The sequence below is a fragment of the Micromonospora sp. MW-13 genome (assembly GCF_003434305.1).
Taxonomy (GTDB): domain Bacteria; phylum Actinomycetota; class Actinomycetes; order Mycobacteriales; family Micromonosporaceae; genus Micromonospora.
This window is the reverse complement of the sequence record NZ_QKKX01000003.1, coordinates 111,726-127,452: the sequence shown is the minus strand read 5'-3', so window position 1 is coordinate 127,452 and position 15,727 is coordinate 111,726. Positions and strand designations below refer to the sequence as shown.

Genomic DNA, 15,727 nt, shown 5'->3' with positions numbered 1-15,727 from the left:
TCACGCCCGCAGGGCACCGGGGGCGTCCGCCGGGACGGCCGGGTGGGCCGGCGGCACCGGGTCGAGGCGCCGGTACGGCTCCCCGAGCGGCGGGCGCGGGTCGGATTCCCCCTTGTTGGGCCAGAGGGACATCGCCCGTTCCGCCTGGGCGGTGATGGTCAGCGAGGGGTTCACCCCGAGGTTCGCCGAGACGGCCGCGCCGTCCACCACGTGCAGCCCGGCGTGCCCGTGCACCCGGTGGTACGGGTCGATCACCCCCTCGGCCGGGGTGACGCCGATCACCGCCCCGCCGAGGAGGTGCGCGGTCATCGGGATGTCGAACGGCTCGGTGAGCGACCCGCCCGGCGTACCGCCGATCTCCTCGGCGAGCAACCGGGCGGCGGCGTTGCCGGCCGGGATCCAGGTCGGGCTGGGCTCGCCGTGGCCGGGGCCGGCGGCCAGCCGCCGGCCGAACAGGCCGCGCCGCCAGCGGATGGTCAGCGAGTTGTCGGCGGACTGCATGACCAGCGCGATGACCGTCCGTTCCGACCAGTTGCGGACGGTGAGCATCCGGGCGGCGGTCCCGGGCTGCCGCAGCAGGGTGGCCACCCAGCGCCGGACCCGGTGCGGGCCGCCGTCGACCAGCAGCGACTGGAGCAGCCCCATCGCGTTGGAGCCGCGCCCGTAGCGGACCGGCTCGATGTGGGTCTGCGGGTCGGGGTGGAACGAGCTGGTGATCGCCACCCCCTCGGTGAAGTCCAGCCCCTCGGCGCGGGCCCGGGCGGGGGGCACCGACGCGCCGAGGATCGCCTCGGAGTTCGTCCGGGTCAGCTCGCCGAGGCGGGGCGACAGGGCGGGCAGCGCCCCGGTGGCCTTCATCTCGTGCAGCAACCGCTGGGTGCCGAGCGCGCCGGCGGCGAGGACCACCTGGTCGGCGTGGAACACCTGGCGGCGCCGGCGCGGCCAGGCCCCGGTGCGGACGGTCTGCACCCGGTAGCCGCCGCCGTCGGCCGGGCGGACGGCGGTGACCGTGGTCAGCGGGTGCACCTGCGCGCCGAGCCGTTCGGCCAGCCACAGGTAGTTCTTGACCAGGGTGTTCTTCGCCCCGTGCCGGCAGCCGGTCATGCACGACCCGCAGTGTGTGCAGCCGGCGCGCTCCGGGCCGGCCCCGCCGAAGTACGGGTCGGCGACCCGCTCCCCCGGCCGGCCGATGTGCACCCCGACGGGGGTGGGGTGGTGGGTGTGGCCGACGCCCATCCGGTCGGCCACCGCCCGCATCGCCCGGTCCGCCCGGGTCTGCACCGGGTACGTGGTGACGCCGAGCATCCGCTTCGCCTGGTCGTAGTGGCGGGCCAGCTCGGCGCGCCAGTCGGTGATGTCCCGCCACTGCGGATCGGTGTAGAACGCGTCGAGGGGCTCGTAGAGGGTGTTCGCGTAGACCAGCGAGCCGCCGCCCACCCCGGCCCCGGACAGCACCAGCACCCCGCCGCCGGCCCGGCGGTCGGCGGACCGGAGCAGGGTGATCCGTTGCAGGCCGTAGCAGCCGAGCCCCGGGGCCCAGAGGAACCGGCGCAGCCGCCACGAGGTCTCCGGGAACTCGTCGTCGGTGAAGCGCCGCCCGGCCTCCAGCACGCCGACCGAGTAGCCCTTCTCAGCCAGCCGGAGCGCGGTGACGCTGCCACCGAAGCCGGACCCGACGACGAGCACGTCGTACCGCATGGACGCATCATTACCGACGGGTAGCTATCGCGCCAGAGCCCGTTTTCGCGGCATCATGCACCCCGCCGCCGTCGATCCGTCGCTCAGCGGCCGCAACCCGGCGACTCGGTCGGAGCGTTGTACGAACGGGGGTGGGACATGGCCGGACAGGCGGGTACCGGACGTCGGCGGTGGCGGCTGGGACTGGCCGTCCTCGCGGCCCTGGTCCTGGTGGCGGCCGGCGCGACGGTGGCCGTCCGGCTGGTCGCCGACCGGCAGCCCGAGCGCGGGGCGGGGCGGGTCACCGCCGCGCCCACGCCGCCGGCGGCCACGCCGACCCCGACCCCGCCGCCGGGGGCCGACGTGACCGGGCCGCTGAACCTCCTGATGGTCGGCGTGGACACCCGGGTCAGCGTGCCCGGCTGGGAGCCGCACGGCGACGCGGTGCTGGTGGCGCACGTCACGAGGGAGCTGGACCGGGCGTACGTCTTCTCACTCCCCCGCGACCTGCTGGTCGACATCCCGGCCTTCCCGAAGGCGGGGTACGAGGGCGGGAAGACCAAGCTCACCCACGCGATGAGCTACGGCAGCCGGGTGCCCGGCAAGCCGAAGCAGCCGAGCGCCGCCCAGGGGTACGAGCTGCTGCGCAGCACCGTCAGCGGGTACACCGGGCTGCGCTTCGACGCCGGGGCGGTGGTCACCTTCCAGGGCTTCGAGAAGCTGGTGAACGCCGTCGGCGGCATCGACGTCTACATCGACCAGCGCACCGTCTCGCTGCACCGGCGGCCCGACGGCCGGCACCGCGAGCCGGCGCCGGGCGGCGGCGGCTACGTCGGCCCGCAGATGGTCTACGAGAAGGGCGACCGGCACCTGAACGGCTGGCAGGCACTGGACTACGCCCGGCAGCGCTACGGACTGGACGGCGGGGACTACGCCCGGCAGCGCCACCAGCAGCAGCTCGTCCGGGCGCTGGTGACGAAGCTCCAGAACGAGGGCCTGCCCCGGCAGCCCGACCGGGTCGAGCAGGTCGTCGGCGCGCTCGGCGACACCCTGATCTACGCGGGCGGGCCGCGGATCGTCGACCTCGCGTACGCCCTCGGCGGGCTGCCCGCCGACCGGCTCGTCCTGGTCGGGTTGCCCGGCGAGGGGGTGGGCAAGGGCAGCTCCTACCGCGGTGAGCAGCTCAAGCCGGTCGGCCGGAAGTTCCTCACCGAGCTGAAGGCGGGCCGGGTCGAGCAGTACCTGGCCGCCCACCCCGAGCTGGTGGTGAAGAGGTGACCGGCGCCGGGGTGGCCAATCCACCGGGCCGCCACGCGGGCGGCCCGGGTCAGCGTGTCGTCCCCGGCCTCGCCGGCTGCTCGGTGCCGTACAGCCACGCGTCGAAGAGTGCGTCGAGCTGCCTGCCGGAGACCCGCTCGGCGAGGGCGACGAACTCCGCGGTGGTGGCGTTGCCGTCGCGCTTGTCCGCCGCCCAGGTCCGTAGCAGCGCGAAGAACGCCCGGTCGCCGACGGCGGCCCGCAGGGCGTGCACGGTCATCCCCCCGCGCTGGTACACCGACTCGCCGAACAGGTTCGCCGCCCCCGGCTTCCCCGGCGGGGTCCGCCAGACCTGACCGGACGCGCCGAGGTACGCCGCGTCGAACGACTGCTGCGCCGTCCGCCCGCCGCGGTGCTCCTCCCACAGCCACTCCGCGTACGTGGCCAGCCCCTCGTTGAGCCAGATGTCCTGCCACCGCGCCAGCGCCACGCTGTTGCCGAACCACTGGTGGGCCAGTTCGTGCGCGACCACCCCGGTGTTCTCGCCCCGGCGGAAGAAGTTGGCCGAGTAGACCGGCCGGCTCTGCGTCTCCAGCGCGTACCCGATGCCCGGCTCGGAGACGACCACCCCGCCGTACGAGCCGAACGGGTACGGCCCGAAGACGCCCTCCAGGTAGTCGGCCACCTCGACGGTGCGGGCGATCGACGCGTCCGCGGCGCCCTCCGGCAGCTTCGTGGTGACCGCGCTGAACACCGGCCGGCCCTTGTGCTCGGCGCGGGTCACCCGGAACTCGCCGATCGCCAGGGTGCTCAGGTAGCTGGCCATGGGCGAGCGCTCGGCCCACTTCCAGGTGGTCCAGCCGGCCCGGGTGGTCTTCCCCAGCGGCACCCCGTTGCTGACGGCGGTCAGCCCCTGCGGCACGGTGATCTCGAAGTCGTACGCGGCCTTGTCCGAGGGGTGGTCGTTGACCGGGTACCAGGTGCTCGCCGACTCGGGCTGGCCGAGGGCCACCGCGCCGTCGGAGGTGGCCCGGAACCCACCCTCGCCGAGGGCCTCGTTGCGCAGCGGCTTCGGCTCGCCGTCGTAGCCGATCTCGGCGGTGAAGCCGTTGCCGGAGGTCAGCCCGGCGGCGGGGGTGACCACCAGTTCGTCGCCGGTGCGGACGTGCCGGGCGGGGGCGCCGTCCACGGTCACCTTCCGCACGGTCAGCCCGGCCAGGTCCAGGTTGAACGAGGACAGGTCCGCGGTGGCCGTGGCCTGCACGACCGTGGTGCCGGTCAGCTGGTCCTTCGCCGGGTCGTAGCGGACCTTCACGGTGTACCGGGTCACGTCGTAGCCGGCGTTGCCGTACCGGGGGAAGTAGTCGTCGCCCACCCCGGCCGCGCCGGGCCTGAACTGCCGGGCCGGGCTCGGCGACGTGGCGGCCCCCGGCGCGGTCGGCTCGGTCGGCTTGGGCGGCTCGGTCGGCGCCGAGGAGCAGGCGGCCAACCCGAGCGCCACGGCCAGCAGCAACCCGGTGCCGGGGCGCGGGCCCCGCAGGCTCAGCGTCATCACGTCGTCCCTCCCGGCGGAGGCCCCGGCCCGCCCGACCCCGGCCGGTCGCTCCGTCCGCGGCAGCCTACCGAGCGCCGGCCACCGAGCGGTCACGCCGGGTGGGGGCGCCCCGGTGCAGGCGGCGAGGGCGGCCACGGCGAGGCAGCCGGCCAGCAGGCCCCGGCCCCGGCCACCCGGTGTGGACGACCCGTCCGGGCCCTCCCCGCACCAGCCGCCCTCCGGCTCGGGGCATCGCTCACCTCGCCTGCTCTGGAGGCAGCCTACGACCCACCCCGCCCCACCCCGCCCCAAATTCACGGAAAGAGTGGCTGTTCCGGCCGGAACAGCCACTCTTTCCGTGAAAGTGCAGGGTGTGGGGGGAGGGGGTCAGCGGTCTAGGACCAGGCCTACCTTTTGGAACTCCTTGAGGTCGCGGTAGCCGCACTTGGCCATCGCCCGGCGCAGGCCGCCGAAGAGATTGAGCTGGCCGTCCGGCTCGTCGGCCGGGCCGAACAGCAGTTGCTCCATCTCGCCGAGCGGTTCGCCGGCCACCTCGAACGCCCCGCGCGGCAGCGACGGGTGGCTGGCCGCCGAGTGCCACCACGCGCCGCCCGCCGGGGCCTCCTCGCACAGCGACAGCGGCTCGCCGAGCATCACCGCGTCCGCGCCGCAGCCCAGCGCCTTGGCGATGTCGCCGGAGGTCTGGATGTCCCCGTCGGCGATCAGGTGCACGTACCGGCCGCCGGTTTCGTCCAGGTAGTCGCGGCGGGCCGCGGCGGCGTCGGCGATCGCGGTGGCCATCGGCACCCGGATGCCGAGCACCGACTCGGTGGTCGACCACTCGTCGCCGCCGATGCCGACGATCACACCGGCCGCGCCGGTGCGCATCAAGTGCAGTGCGGTCTTGTAGTCGGTGCAGCCGCCGACGACGACCGGGAGGTCGAGGTCGGCGATGAACTCCTTGAGGTTCAGCGGCTCGTCCGTGGTGGAGACGTGCTCGGCCGACACGATGGTGCCCTGGATGACCAGGATGTCCACGCCGGCGTCGAGGATCACCGGGGCCAGCGCCAGGGTGTGCTGCGGGGAGACCCGGACCGCCACGGTACCGCCGCCGGCCCGCAGCTCGCGGACCCGCTCGGCGATCAGGTCCGGGCGGATCGGCTCGGCGTACACCTCCTGGAGCCGCTTGGTGGCGCGGGCGTCCTCGCCCAGGGCGGCCAACTCCTCCAGCACCTTGGTCGGGTTCTCGTACCGGGTCCACAGGCCCTCGACGTTGAGCACGCCGAGCCCGCCGAGCTGGCCGAGCCGCACGGCCGACTGCGGGCTCATCGTCGCGTCCGAGGGGTGCCCCACGCACGGGATGCCGAACTGGTACGCGTCGAGCTGCCAGGCGGTGGAGACGTCGTCGACGTCCCGGGTGCGGCGGCTCGGCACGATGGCGATGTCGTCCAGGTGGTAACCGCGCTGCGCGGTCTTACCCAGGCCGATCTCGACCACGTCACGCATGGGGGGCTCCAGGTGTCTTGAGGGGGTGGCGGTCAGCGGGAGTGGTAGTTCGGCGCCTCGACGGTCATCTGGATGTCGTGCGGGTGGCTCTCCTTGAGCCCGGCCGCGGTGATCCGGATGAGCTGGCCGCGCCGGTGCAGCTCGGGGATGCTCTCCGCGCCGACGTACCCCATCGCGGCGCGCAGCCCGCCGGTGAGTTGGTGGGCGACGGCGGAGAGCGGCCCCCGGTAGGGCACCTGGCCCTCCACGCCCTCCGGGACCAGCTTGTCCTCGGCGAGCACGTCCTGCTGGAAGTAGCGGTCCTTGCTGTAGGACTTGGCCTGGCCCCGGGACTGCATCGCGCCCAGCGAGCCCATCCCCCGGTACGCCTTGTACTGCTTGCCGTTGATGAAGATCAGCTCGCCGGGGCTCTCCTCGCAGCCGGCCAGCAGGCTGCCGAGCATCACCGCGTCGGCGCCGGCCACGAGGGCCTTGGCGATGTCGCCGGAGTACTGGATGCCGCCGTCGCCGATCACCGGGACGCCGGCCGGGCGGGCGGCCCGCGCGGCCTCCATGATCGCGGTGATCTGCGGGACACCGACCCCGGCGACGATCCGGGTGGTGCAGATCGCGCCCGGGCCGACCCCGACCTTCACGCCGTCGGCGCCGGCGTCGACCAGGGCCTTCGCCCCGGCGTACGTGGCCACGTTGCCGCCGACGATGTCGATCGTGACGTCCTTCTTGAGCTGGCGGACCATGTCCAGCACCGCCCGCTGGTGGCCGTGCGCGGTGTCCACGATCAGCACGTCCACGCCCGCGTCCACCAGGGCACGGGCCCGCTTGTACGCGTCCTCGCCCACGCCGACGGCGGCGGCCACCCGGAGCCGGCCGGCGTCGTCCTTGGTGGCGTTCGGGTACTGCTCGCTCTTGGTGAAGTCCTTGACGGTGATCAGCCCGCGCAGCCGGCCCGAGTCGTCGACGATCGGCAGCTTCTCCACCTTGTGCTGGCGCAGCAGCGCCAGCGCCTCGTCCTTGCGCACCCCGACGGGCGCGGTGACCAGCGGCGTCCGGGTCATGATCTCGTGGACCGGGGTGGCCGGCTCGGAGACGAAACGCATGTCCCGGTTGGTGACGATGCCGACGAGCTGGCCGTCGCGGTCGACCACCGGGACCCCGGAGATCCGGTACCGGCCGCACAGCGCGTCGACGTCGCGCAGGGTGTCCTCCGGGCTGGCGGTCACCGGGTTGGTGATCATGCCGGACTCGGAACGCTTCACCAGGTCGACCTGGAGCGCCTGGTCCTCCAGGGAGAGGTTGCGGTGCAGCACGCCGATGCCGCCCTGGCGGGCCATGGCGATCGCCATCCGCGCCTCGGTGACCGTGTCCATCGCGCTGGACAGCAGCGGGATGGTCAGCTCGACGTTGCGGGTCAGCCGGGTGCGGGTGTTGACCCGGCTGGGCACCACGTCCGACTCGCCGGGCTGGAGCAGCACGTCGTCGAAGGTGAGGCCGAGCGGGACCACCCGGGCCGAGCCGGCGGGCAGCTCCGGCAGGTGGCCGCCCAGCTCGCCGTGGTCGGCGCCGGCCGGCAGATCGGTGCTGGGCGAATTGTCCACGATTGCTCTCCTGAGCTGGTCGGGCGGGCTTCAGCGAGGCGGCGCGCGCGGGCATCCGGCGCACGCCGGGTGATGGCGCGTCGGTGCCATCGTACCCATCGGGCCGGGCCGCCCCCGCCGGAGCCGGCCCGGTCGTCGACGCTGCGTGACGGCGGCCCCCGTCTGCCCCGACGCCGGGTGACCGGGCGGACTGGGGCGGGCGGCACGCGGGCACGGGGTCTACGGTGAGGGGGTGCACGACGAGCCCATCGACCCGTTCAACGGCGACCCGGCCGATCCGGCGGCGGAGCTGCACGACCCGGACGGCGACGCCGCACTCGACCCACTGACCGAGGTCGAGCGGCAGGACGTGCTGGAGGACCTCGCGGACCTGGAGATCTACCAGGCCCTGCTGGCGCCCGTCGGGGTGCGCGGGCTGGTGATCGAGTGCGAGGACTGCCGGGAGCCGCACTACTTCGACTGGGACCTGCTCCGGGGCAACCTGCGCCACCTGCTCAGCTCCGGCCGGCCCCGGGTGCACGAGCCGGCCTACGACCCGGATCCGGACCACTACGTCACCTGGGACTACGCGCGCGGCTACGCCGACGGCGTGCACGACACCCTGACCGAGGGCACCGAGGACGACACCGAACCGGGCACCTGAGCCGACCCGGGTCCCGCGCGGTACCCGTCCGACAGCGCGGCGTCGAGCGGGGCCGAGCCGGGTCGGGTCGGCCCCGACGGGCGAGTGCCACGGTCCGCGGGACCGGGCCCCGGCCGGGCAACGGGCCTGCCGGCGCGCTCAGGCGACCAGGCCGGCGCGGAAGCCGGCGGCCACCGCGTGCGCCCGGTCGCGGGCGCCGAGCTTGCGGAACAGCCGACGGGCGTGCGTCTTGACGGTGTCCTCCGAGACGAACAGTTCCCGGCCGATCTCGGCGTTGCTCTTGCCCTCGGCCATCCCGAGCAGCACCTGGAGTTCCCGCTCGGTCAGGCCGACCGCTCCCCGGGCGCCCCGGGCGGGGGCGGCCCGCCGGCCGTTCGCCGGCTCCGCGGGCTCGCCGCCGGTCGGCTCCGGCTCGTCGTCGCCCCGCTGCACGGGCACCACCGCCGGCACGCCGCCCGGCCCCTCCGGGGCCGCCGGCCAGGCCGGGACGGGGTTGTTCGGGGCGCGGCCGGCCGACGCGGGGCGCTTCTGGCCGCCGACGGCCGCGGCGTCCCGAGCCGGGTCGACCACCCGGTGCCGGGTCGCCCGGCCCGGCGCGGAGAGCAGCAGCAGGGCCTTGGCCACCGCGCTGGTCAGGTCGTGGTCGGTGCCCTGGATCAGTCCCCGGGCCCCGGCGCCGATGGTGGCCGCAGCCGCCTCGGACTCCTCGGCCCCGAACAGCAGCACCGCGGCCTGCGGCGCGCGGGCCAGCACGCGACGCACGAATCCGGCGCTGTCCGGCCGGGTGAGCGCCGTGTCGGCGAGCACCACGTCCGCCGGGCCCTCCGCCAGCCGCAACATCACCTCGGGATCGGAGACGGCGGTCCGGACGGCGGCGGACAGCCCGAGCCGGGCCGCCGCGGAGTTCAGTTGCTGCGCGGCGAGCGGCGTCCGAACGCACACGAGAACAGTACGCACTGTGGTCTCCTCTCCGACCCGAAGCAGACCACGGCGGGGTGGGGTCGGGTGGGTGTTCCCGGCAATCCTCCGAACTTTTCCGACAGTTAGGGCATATGCCGCACATTGTCCGAGGTTTTCGATCACAGAAGTGTGAGCCGGCGAGAGCCGGGGTACCGGGAGCCGAGCCGGAATCGGTGCGCCAGCGCGGCCCACCGCCCGGACACCGGTCAACTGAGAGTCTCCGCGGTGCCGCGCGGGAGGAGGGGTGCTGATGTCGAACGTACGCAGGCTGCCCGGACCCATCGTCGACCTCTGGGACTGGCAGCGGCTCGGCGCCTGCCGGGGTCGCGACAGCGCCCAGTTCTTCCACCCGGACGGCGAGCGCGGCTCCTCCCGCCTGCGCCGCGAGTCCGGCGCCAAGGCGGTCTGCCGGGCCTGCCCCGTACGCGCCGAGTGCGCCGCGCACGCGCTGTCCGTCCGTGAGCCGTACGGCGTCTGGGGCGGCTTCAGCGAGGCGGAGCGGCTACGGCTGCTCGCGGTCGGCTGGGAGGACCTGGCCGACCGCCGGCACAGCCGCGTCGACGTGGCCCGCCTGGAGGCCCGCCTCGGCCGCCCGCACAAGTCCACGATGCCGGCCCAGCGCAACGTCGCCTGACGACCGCGCCTGCCACACGCCGACGCCGCGTCCCGGCCGCCCGGGGCGCGGCGTCGGGTCACGTACCGGCCGGCGGCGGATGTCCCACTGTTCTGCCAGGATCATCGGATGCTGATCGACATCGCGGATCCGGACACGCTCTGGGCCCGGTGGGGCGCGCTCGCCTCGGCGCTCGCCACTCTCGGCCACGACGACGTCTACTGGTGCGCCTCGGACGGCGCCCACCACGACGACCACGGGGGCAACTGGGCGCGGCTGGTGCGCGTCGAGGGCGGCCGGGCGGTGCTCTTCGGCTACGACCACGAGTACAGCGACACCGTGAGCGTCAGCCCGCCGCTCGACCTGCTCGCCGGGGCCCCCGCCTGGCTGCCCTGGCCCGAGCTGATCCGGCACGCCGAGGCCGACCAGCTCGGCTACGCCTACTGGTACGACGGCGGCTGGTCCCGGGTGCCGTACCCGGAGCCATTGCTGCCCGACGGGCTGCGGGACACCGCCGGGGCGGCGCTCGACGACGACCGGGCCCGGCGGGAGCTGGGCGAGGTGGTCTTCGAGTGGGGCGGCTACCAACCCGCGGACGAGGCGGCGGAGCGGGCCGAGGTGGCGGAGGCCGCCGGCCGGTTGCTCGCCGCCGCGGCCGACCGCGCCCTCGACGCGGGCGCGCTGGACGGGCTGCTCGGCCGGCTCCGGCCCGGCCCGGTCGACGTGCCCGCCGGCCTGGCGATGGCGACCCGGGCCGGGCTGACCCCGGGCGGACGGCCACCGGCGGTGGCGGCGGCGGCCGGGCCCCCGCCCCGGCGGGTCCGGGTGCTCAGCGACGACCAGCACGACCGGCTGGTCTGGACGGCGATGCGGCGGGCCACGGAGGCGCCCCGCCCGGCCCCGGCGCCCACCCCCGAGCTGACCGAGCTCGTCGACTGGGCACGCGGCCGGGCCCCGGCCGGCGACGGCCGCTGCTCGCTGCTCATCCAGGTCACCGACACCGCGCTCAGCCAGCACCCGGGCGAGGCGGCCCCGGCCAGCCTCCCGGGCGAGGACGGGTGGGCAGCGTTCCGCCAGGCCGGCGACCTGGTCCGCCGGCTCCGGACGGCCGAGGCCGACCCGGCGCACGGGCAGTGGATCTTCCTACGGCTGGAGACGACCGCCGGCGGCTTCACCCTCGAACGGCGCTACGACTCGTGGCCCGGGTGGCTGGCCGACGACGGGCGCGGGCCCTGGCGCAGCCACCTCCGGCCGGAGCTGGACCGCCGGGCACCGGCGTTCCGGCCCGCGTGGGCGGTGCTGCTGGCGCCGGAGGTCGCGTACCTCGGGCCGCCGCCGCCCTTCGACACGCTCACCATCGGGTGACCACCCCGCGGACCCGCCCACCACGGGGTGACCGGCCGCCGGGCGCGCCGAACGACCGGGGCGGCGCATGCGTGAGCATCGGCCGGCGCGGGAAAGGCGTCAGGGCACGCCGTCGGGTGACGGCGTGCCCTGAACGGTGTCCTACGGCGTGGGTCAGAAGCCCGGGCCGTGCTGGTGGCCGTGGCCGTGCGAGTGGCCGTGGCCCCCGGCGGCGGCCGGCTCGGCCTTCTCCGGCTTCTCCACCACCAGGCTCTCGGTGGTGAGCAGCAGGCCGGCGATCGAGGCGGCGTTGGAGACCGCGTTGCGGGTCACCTTCACCGGGTCGATGATGCCGGACTTCACCAGGTCGACGTACTCGCCGGTGGCGGCGTTGAGGCCGTTGCCCCACTCCTGGGCGGCGACCTTCTGCACCACGACGTAGCCGTCGTGGCCGGCGTTCTGGGCGATCCAGCGCAGCGGCTCGACCAGCGCCTTGCGCACGATCGAGACGCCGACCTTCTCCTCGCCGGTGAGGCCGAGGTCGTCGGCGAGCACCGGCAGGATCTGCGCCAGGGCGGCGCCACCGCCGGGCACCGTGCCCTCCTCGACGGCGGCCTTGGTCGCGGCGATGGCGTCCTCGATGCGGTGCTTGCGCTCCTTCATCTCGACCTCGGTCGCCGCGCCCACCTTGATGACCGCGATACCGCCGGAGAGCTTCGCCAGCCGCTCGGCCAGCTTCTCCCGGTCCCACTCGGAGTCCGAGGCCTCGATCTCCTTGCGGATCTGGGCGACCCGGTCGGCGACCTCGCTGGCCTGCCCGCCACCGTCGACGACGGTGGTGTTCTCCTTGTCGACCACGACGCGCCGGGCGGTGCCGAGCACCTCCAGGCCGACCTGGTCCAGCTTGTAGCCCAGCTCCGGGGCGACCAGCTCGGCGCCGGTGAGGATCGCCATGTCCTGGAGCATCGCCTTGCGGCGGTCGCCGAAGCCGGGGGCCTTCACCGCGCAGACCTTGAGGGTCTTGCGGATCGAGTTGACCACCAGGGTGGACAGGGCCTGGCCCTCGACGTCCTCGGCGATGATCAGCAGCGGCTTGCTGTTCTGGAGGACCTTCTCCAGCAGCGGCAGCAGCTCCTCGATCGCCGAGATCTTCTGCGTGGTGATCAGGATGTACGGGTCCTCCAGGACCGCCTCCTGCCCCTCCACGTCGGTGACGAAGTTCGGCGAGATGAAGCCCTTGTCGAACTGGAGACCCTCGGTCACCTCCAGCTCGGTGGCGAGGGTGGAGCCCTCCTCGACGGTGATGACGCCGTCGCGGCCGACCCGCTCCATCGCCTCGGCGATCAGCTCACCGATCGTGGCGTCCTGCGCGGAGATCGTCGCCACGTGCGCGATCGACTCCTTGTCGGCGACCTCGACGGCCCGGTCGAGCAGCGCCTCGGAGACCTTGTTGGCCGCCGCGTCGATGCCGCGCTTGAGGCCGGCCGGGTTGGCCCCGGCGGTCACGTTGCGCAGGCCCTCGCGGACCATCGCCTGAGCCAGCACGGTCGCGGTGGTGGTCCCGTCGCCGGCGACGTCGTTGGTCTTGGTCGCCACCTCCTTGACCAGCTGCGCGCCCAGGTTCTCGTACGGGTTGGTGAGCTCGATCTCCTTGGCGATGGTCACGCCGTCGTTGGTGATCGTGGGCGCACCGAACTTCTTGTCCAGGACGACGTTGCGCCCGCGCGGGCCGAGAGTGACCTTGACCGTGTCCGCGAGGGCGTTGACACCGTGCTCCAGCAGGTGCCGGGCGTCGTCCGAGAAGCTAAGGATCTTCGCCATGAATGTCCCTTCGAGGCGTCACTGCCCCGGCCCGGCGAGCCGGACCGGGGCAGTGACACTGATCGGTTGGTTACTTCTCGATGACCGCGAGGACGTCGCGGGCGGAGAGCACCAGGTACTCCTCGCCGGCGTACTTGACCTCGGTGCCGCCGTACTTCGAGTACAGGACGGTGTCGCCGACCTTCACGTCGATCGGCACGCGGTTGCCCTTGTCGTCGATCCGGCCCGGGCCGACAGCGAGGACGGTGCCCTCCTGCGGCTTCTCCTTGGCGGTGTCGGGGATCACGATGCCCGACGCCGTGGTGGTCTCAGCCTCGTTCGCCTGGACCACGATGCGGTCCTCGAGCGGCTTGATCGCAACCTTGGTCGCGGTAGTCACGGGCATACCCTCCTGGGGTACTGGTTTCGTTGCTGGTCGACGGGGCCGACCAGCGTCAATCTGCCACATGCCACCGGGCGGGGCCGTCGTCGCGGGTGCCGGTCCGCCTGGCGTTCAGCGCCCGGGCACGGGGCCCGGAAGCTGGCACCCTCGATGGGAGAGTGCTAATCGCAGGTTATGCCGTGGCTAGCACTCCGTCAAGGAGAGTGCCAACGCGTCGCCCGTCGTGTCGCCCCGACCGGCCCGTCGACGCCGTACCGCCCAGGATCGACTTTGGCTGCGGGACGTCGCGGCCGCCCGCCCGCCCGAGACCGCCAGGTGCCCCACCCGGAGCCGATGACGGTGGCCGGACGACGGGGACGACCGCCGACAGGCGTTCCCGGTGGACCCGGACAATGGAGCGGTGGATCTCGACCAGCTCGCCGCCCTGCGTACCCCCGAGGGGTCGGCCGCGCTCACCGCGGCGACCGGGCTGGGCGGCGGCGACCCGCTGGCCGCGGCGGCGGCGCTCCGCTCGGCCGGGGTGCCCGCCGGGCTGGCCGCCGCCGCGCTGACCCAGGCCGAGCTGCGCCGCCGGGCGGTCGGCAAGTTCGGGCCGGAGGCCGCCGGCATGTTCCTCACCCGCGCCGGGCTGGAGCAGGCCACCCGGGGGGTGGTCGCGGCCCGGCGGGCCGAGCGGCTGCGCGCCGCCGGGGTACGCACCCTCGCCGACCTGGGCTGCGGCCTCGGCGCCGACGCGCTCGCCGCCGCCCGTGCCGGCATCCGGGTGTACGGGGTGGAGGCCGACCCGGTGACCGCCGCGATGGCCTCGGCGAACGCCGAGGCCGCCGGGCTGGCCGAGGCGTTCACCGTGGAGTGCGGCGACGCCACGGCGTTCGACGTGACCCGGGTCGACGCGGTCTTCTGCGACCCGGCCCGCCGCAGGGCCGGCACCGGGCGGCGGATCTTCGATCCGAACGCCTACTCGCCGCCGTGGGACTTCGTCACCGGCCTGGCCGAGCGGGTGCCGCACACCGTGGTCAAGGTGGCCCCCGGCCTCGACCACGCGCTGATCCCGGTCGGCGCCGAGGCGGAGTGGGTGAGCGTGGCCGGCGACCTGGTCGAGGCCGCCCTGTGGTGCGGCCGGCTCGCCGAGGTCCCCCGCCGCGCCACCCTGCTGCGCGAGCCGGCCCCCACCTGCGCCGCGGGGGTCACCCGGCACCAGCTCACCGGCTCCGGCGCGGTCGAGGCGGCGGTCGGCCCGGTCCGCCGGTACGTCCACGACCCCGATCCGGCGGTGGTCCGCGCCCACCTGGTCGCCGAGCTGGCCGACGCCCTGGGCGGCACGCTCGCCGACCCGACCATCGCCTACCTGTACGCCGACGCGCCGGGCGGGACGCCGTTCGCCCGCTGCCTGGAGGTCACCGACGTGCTGCCGTTCTCGCTCAAGCGGCTACGCGCCCTGCTGCGCGAGCGCCGGGTGGGCCGGGTCGAGATCCTCAAGCGCGGCTCCGCGCTGGAGCCGGAGAAGCTGCGGCGGGACCTGCGGCTGGCCGGCCCGGAGGCGGCGAGCCTGGTGCTGACCCGGGTCGCCGGCGCGCCCACCGTGCTGCTGTGCCGGCCGGTGGCGGACTGACGGCCGAAGGCGGGTAACCGGTGGCCCCGGGGGTCGGGGCCGGGTTAGCTTGTCGGGCATGGCGGGACAGGGCACTCCGGCGACGGCGCTGCTGACCAGGCGGAAGATCCGGCACAGCACCCACCCGTACGACGTCTCGCCGGACGCGCCGAACTACGGCGCGCTCGTCGCGGCGGCCCTGGGCGTGCCCCCGGAGCGGGTGTTCAAGTCGCTGGTCACCGAGGTCGACGGCGCGCTCGCGGTGGCGGTGGTGCCGGTCACCGGTGAGCTGGATCTCAAGGCGCTGGCCGGCGCGCTCGGCGGCAAGCGGGCGACGATGGCGGACCGGGCGGTCGCCGAACGAGCCACCGGCTACGTCCGGGGCGGGATCAGCCCGCTCGGCCAACGCCGACGCCTGCCCACGGTGCTGGACGACTCCGCCCTGACCCACGACACCGTCTACGTCTCGGCCGGCCGGCGCGGCCTCCAGCTCCAGATCGCCCCGGCCGACCTGATCGCCCTCACCGACGCCGCCACGGCCCCGATCGCGGCCCGCTGACCCACCGCCCGCCAGGCCGCCGCCGCCCGACTGGCCGGCGCCGCCCGACTGGCCGGCGCCGCCCGACTGGCCGGCGCGACGGGTCCGGTCGGCGGCGGGTCCGGGGCCACATCCGGGCAGCACAGGGCCGGGATGCCGCTCCCGGCGGCGGGGCGGCAGGGAGTCGTGGGCGTTGCCGAATCGTTACTGCCGCCGACGAGACTTCAGAACGCGACGGCCTTGTGTCGGGCCTGCACGCGAAATAC

The 15,727-nt window shown here is 74.7% G+C and carries 13 protein-coding genes; 6 read left to right on the top strand and 7 right to left on the bottom strand.

Features of this window, described 5'->3' with window-relative positions:
* Nucleotides 1-1,698 (bottom strand): FAD-dependent oxidoreductase, encoded by a 1,698-nt coding sequence (locus C5N14_RS02550; protein ID WP_117665177.1) that lies wholly within the window; start codon nt 1,696-1,698, stop codon nt 1-3.
* Nucleotides 1,699-1,836: 138 nt separating this feature from the next.
* Here C5N14_RS02550 and C5N14_RS02545 point away from each other — a divergent pair, with 138 nt between their 5' ends.
* The gene (locus C5N14_RS02545) at nt 1,837-2,955 is read left to right on the top strand and encodes an LCP family protein (RefSeq protein WP_117665176.1); all 1,119 of its coding nucleotides are present in this window, start codon (nt 1,837-1,839) and stop codon (nt 2,953-2,955) included.
* A 49-nt stretch (nt 2,956-3,004) separates the two neighbouring features.
* Here C5N14_RS02545 and C5N14_RS02540 read toward each other — a convergent pair whose 3' ends face one another.
* The 3 genes from C5N14_RS02540 to guaB all read right to left on the bottom strand — a co-directional run bounded on the left by C5N14_RS02540 (nt 3,005) and on the right by guaB (nt 7,569).
* Complete coding sequence (locus C5N14_RS02540) at nt 3,005-4,486, bottom strand: M1 family metallopeptidase (protein ID WP_117665175.1); 1,482 nt, start codon at nt 4,484-4,486, stop codon at nt 3,005-3,007.
* 369 nt (nt 4,487-4,855) lie between these two features.
* Complete coding sequence (locus C5N14_RS02535; RefSeq protein ID WP_117665174.1) at nt 4,856-5,974, bottom strand: GuaB3 family IMP dehydrogenase-related protein; 1,119 nt, start codon at nt 5,972-5,974, stop codon at nt 4,856-4,858.
* Nucleotides 5,975-6,006: 32 nt separating this feature from the next.
* A complete protein-coding gene (guaB, locus tag C5N14_RS02530; RefSeq protein WP_117665173.1) occupies nt 6,007-7,569 on the bottom strand; it encodes an IMP dehydrogenase in 1,563 nt (520 codons plus the stop codon).
* Between the two features lie 232 nt (nt 7,570-7,801).
* Here guaB and C5N14_RS02525 point away from each other — a divergent pair, with 232 nt between their 5' ends.
* Entirely contained in the window at nt 7,802-8,212 is a 411-nt protein-coding gene (locus tag C5N14_RS02525; RefSeq protein ID WP_117665172.1) for a DUF5319 domain-containing protein, read from the top strand.
* A 138-nt stretch (nt 8,213-8,350) separates the two neighbouring features.
* Here the strand turns inward: C5N14_RS02525 and C5N14_RS02520 are convergent, their stop codons facing one another.
* Nucleotides 8,351-9,169 (bottom strand): helix-turn-helix transcriptional regulator, encoded by an 819-nt coding sequence (locus C5N14_RS02520; protein ID WP_117665171.1) that lies wholly within the window; start codon nt 9,167-9,169, stop codon nt 8,351-8,353.
* A 253-nt stretch (nt 9,170-9,422) separates the two neighbouring features.
* Between C5N14_RS02520 and C5N14_RS02515 the strand changes: the two genes are divergently transcribed.
* Nucleotides 9,423-9,806 carry a WhiB family transcriptional regulator gene (locus C5N14_RS02515; RefSeq protein WP_117665200.1) on the top strand — a complete coding sequence of 128 codons (384 nt, stop codon included), beginning with the start codon at nt 9,423-9,425 and terminating at the stop codon, nt 9,804-9,806.
* Between the two features lie 108 nt (nt 9,807-9,914).
* The gene (locus tag C5N14_RS02510; protein ID WP_117665170.1) at nt 9,915-11,150 is read left to right on the top strand and encodes a hypothetical protein; all 1,236 of its coding nucleotides are present in this window, start codon (nt 9,915-9,917) and stop codon (nt 11,148-11,150) included.
* A gap of 153 nt (nt 11,151-11,303) precedes the next feature.
* Here the strand turns inward: C5N14_RS02510 and groL are convergent, their stop codons facing one another.
* Both groL and groES read right to left on the bottom strand, forming a co-directional pair.
* Nucleotides 11,304-12,950 (bottom strand): chaperonin GroEL, encoded by a 1,647-nt coding sequence (gene groL / locus C5N14_RS02505; RefSeq protein ID WP_117665169.1) that lies wholly within the window; start codon nt 12,948-12,950, stop codon nt 11,304-11,306.
* Nucleotides 12,951-13,020: 70 nt separating this feature from the next.
* A complete protein-coding gene (gene groES, locus C5N14_RS02500; protein ID WP_018222648.1) occupies nt 13,021-13,335 on the bottom strand; it encodes a co-chaperone GroES in 315 nt (104 codons plus the stop codon).
* A gap of 397 nt (nt 13,336-13,732) precedes the next feature.
* Between groES and C5N14_RS02495 the strand changes: the two genes are divergently transcribed.
* On the top strand, nt 13,733-14,944 hold the full coding sequence (locus C5N14_RS02495; protein ID WP_117665168.1) for a methyltransferase domain-containing protein: 1,212 nt from the start codon (nt 13,733-13,735) through the stop codon (nt 14,942-14,944).
* A gap of 58 nt (nt 14,945-15,002) precedes the next feature.
* Nucleotides 15,003-15,482, top strand: a complete 480-nt coding sequence (ybaK, locus tag C5N14_RS02490; RefSeq protein ID WP_117665167.1) for a Cys-tRNA(Pro) deacylase — start codon at nt 15,003-15,005, stop codon at nt 15,480-15,482.
* Nucleotides 15,483-15,727 lie beyond the last annotated feature (245 nt).